General features: G+C 58.2%; 3 protein-coding genes. 1 reads left to right on the forward strand and 2 read right to left on the reverse strand.

The window, feature by feature from the left end:
* On the reverse strand, window positions 1–741 hold a 741-nt coding region (locus tag WA354_RS21125), incomplete at its 3' end, for a hypothetical protein (RefSeq protein WP_472814999.1).
* A gap of 751 nt (window positions 742–1,492) precedes the next feature.
* Window positions 1,493–1,729: a hypothetical protein gene (locus WA354_RS21130; protein ID WP_472815000.1), complete on the reverse strand. Its 237-nt coding sequence runs from the start codon at window positions 1,727–1,729 to the stop codon at window positions 1,493–1,495.
* 515 nt (window positions 1,730–2,244) lie between these two features.
* On the opposite strand from WA354_RS21130, the gene WA354_RS21135 reads away from it, so the two are divergent.
* On the forward strand, window positions 2,245–3,141 hold an 897-nt coding region (locus WA354_RS21135), incomplete at its 3' end, for a hypothetical protein (protein ID WP_472815001.1).

Genomic DNA, 3,141 nt, shown 5'->3' on the forward strand with positions numbered 1-3,141 from the left:
GAGCTCCTGCGTTGTGGCGGTTGGAGCTGTGGTCGGCGGGGCCTGCAGGCCCGCAGCAACTGGACGCAGCGCTTGCGAGGGAGCGTAGCTGTCTAGTTTGTGCAGCTGGACGCGACCGATCACGATGCTTTGGCCATTGCGGGTGACGGAGACGTCGTTCTGGCTGCCAGGGTTGAGGTCGATAGCCTCCGGGCCGTAGGTGGCATGGTAGATAGAGAGCGTGGGGAACTGCTGATTTCCGTTGATATCTGGCCCACTTGTGACGGTGACCTGGTACTTGCCTTCAATGCCGGGATGCACGACAGAGGGCTTAATGGCGATGTCGCCGGGATCGAAGTAGGTCAGTGGCTTGCCGGCTTCGTCCACCACCTGGCCCGAGACTTGCCAGACTTCGTGGGGCTTGGGAATTTGGTTGACAAGGGTGTTGTTGATGAGCGTGGCAATGCCGACCAAGGCTGCGAGCGAGCCGCCGAGCTTGAGGGTGCCGACGGCGAGCGCCGATCCCTGTACGCCGCCGAGAAAACGGTATGCGAGGGCGGCCAGCCCTGTAGCCAACAAGTATGCGGTGATGATGGGGGGAATGCTGTTGTGCAACGGGAGAAAAACCGCCCCGGCAACACCGAAGACGGCGAATGCTACAACGACGATCTCGTCGATGTACCATCCTCGTGTTCCGCTTGCGGCGGATCGGTCCGGGGTCTCAGGCGAAGCCGTCGAGGCAGACGGAGGTGTCGTGCCCATGGGACCTCCTCGGCAGAGAGTTGAGTGTAGGTTCGGGAAAAGGAAAGCCCCGAGCACCGCCAAGAGTTGGGATCTGTGTCCGCAGGGAGCATTATCGTGCGTGGATGCGGGAAGGGCAAGAGAAAACAGGAAGGAGCTGCATGTACAAATACTTCGGAAGAAGAAGTTGTTGATTTCAGGAGCATCGGTGGCACCGAAAAGCATCCAAAATCATCGAAAAACACAATTCGGTACCGTCGTCCGTACCGTGAGAATTCGGATCAAGACCTCTGCCATGCTGGGCAGATTTCCGGCAGAGGTCAACGCGCCAAATTAGAATGTGGCTCCACTCTCGCCGCTGTCCATACCGTAGCCGATCCGAATGTGTACCGAGCGCGGAATCCGATCAACGCAATGGGCGTTTCGAGGACTAATCGTTGCGATTCAATCCTAAGACGCGCTCGATGAGCGCATTGGCGGACTTGCACCGAGTAATCGAAAGCCACGAGTGGCATCCGGCAGGCTTAGAGTCACGTCTTAAGAGGAGTCGGACTTCACTCTTCCCGCAGCAAGGCCAGTGGATTTACCGGCAGCGCGCGATGTGCCGGAATCCATGTAGCCACCAGCCCCACCAGCCCCGTCGCCAGCACCACTCCAGCCAGGACCAGCGGATCTCGCGGCGTTGCTGGTAGACAATGAACGCCAGCACACGGGTCGCCAGAAGACCTAGCATAAGTCCAGCAATCAATTCCTGACCCCGGGAAATAAGACCTTAACGGGGGTTAGAATAAAGCCGCATCGCGCGCGATTTGCTACACCCCAAGATCGGAAACAACGAAGTCCTCGCTTCAATACGACCCACAACTTCCTGCTTGCGATCGAGCACCGAGCGCGGCTTCTCCACCACGAACGGATCCTTCCTGTCCGCCTGCTCCAAAGCCCATGCGATCCATGCCTGCGTCTCGGCCTGCTTCTCCACCGGCCAATCTAAAGATTTCTTTGCATACAAGCAGTGAACTGCCGCATGCGCTCTCCGCGATCCCATGCCTTGACCCACTCATTCAGGTGCTCGAGCTTCCTCTCTTCCTCCTCGATCTCCTTGCGAAGTTCCTCGCGTTCCCGGACGAGGCTACTGGCCACACCGCACCGCCACGCAGGATATTGATCACAGACTCTTCCCGTTGTTCCCAATCTGCCTGTTGTCTACCGCCTGATCCACGTGAGAAGCCGAAACCAACCTGAGTCCGCACTTATAAAAGAGGTCGAGGCGCGAAAGATCTAATTTGATCCTCATGCCCGCAGGCATCCGCTCGTTCGGACTACGGCCGATAGCCTGAAAGAGGTACGAGGATCCGCATGGACTCTGCTTAACGGAGCACGATTAGGAGCAGGACTTTTCATTTGACAACGAGTGCAGGCGATTTATACTTCGGACTTCATTCAGATCGGTTTTTTCCATCCTCGAAAATTCCTGTAACACTGGGCTCCCCCGAAACACAATTCAGTGAATGGAGGAATTCCGACATGCCAATCGCCAAGCTTGACCTGAGTCCCAATCTTACCCAGCTGCAAAACGGAATCGAGAAGGTAGTTACGGGCCAGGTAGCCCAACCTGACACCAGCCGAATCATGCCGCGCTACAGCGCAGGCGTGCTCAAGGCAGAGAACCTGCTTGGCGATGCGAACCTGGTCGCATTAGGCGCCCTGGTCAACGCCGACCTCAACAACGCGAAGGCCTTGATGAACAAGCTGGGCTTCAAAGATGTGACGCAGGCCCCGGCCATCAAGCTCACCACCCACATTGCTACTTCGGCCGGACTCTACGAATCCAACACGCGGATCAGTCTCGTCGATCACCTTGCGATTTCGCCCGGGCTTATCCATCCCCTCCCAGTTCCGGTGGTTCCCCTCAACATCGCGGGGTTCACTCCCAACTCTGCGATCCCCGTCAACACTTCGGTGATCATCGCCTCCACGCTGGATCTTACGAACACAACGCTCACCATCAAGTGGCCGATCAACACGCTCACCATCATCGTCGAGACGCTCACCTGCCTGAGCGGCGCGCTTATCAACTACGACGACTCTGCCGCATGGAACCCACCAACTCCGGGAGCGCCGCCACAAGCGGCCAATGGAGCGAGTTACAACCCCACTTCCTACGGCGGCGGCGCCAACGACGGACCCAACGGCGGCAATGGCGCAAATGGCCAGACGGGTGGGCCTCAGAACCTGGTTCCTCCGCCGGCGCCGAATGTCCAGATTTTTGCGTTGAACATCAACGGCATGCCCGCAATCAACCTGCAGGGCGTCAAGGGCGCGAAGGGCTATCCGGGCCAGATGGGCGGTAACGGTGGCAACGGCGGAGCGGGCAAGAACGGATCCGACTTCATTGTCGCCTGCACCAGTCAACCCGGACAC

This window comes from Occallatibacter sp. (assembly GCF_049802275.1).
GTDB lineage: Bacteria > Acidobacteriota > Terriglobia > Terriglobales > Acidobacteriaceae > Telmatobacter.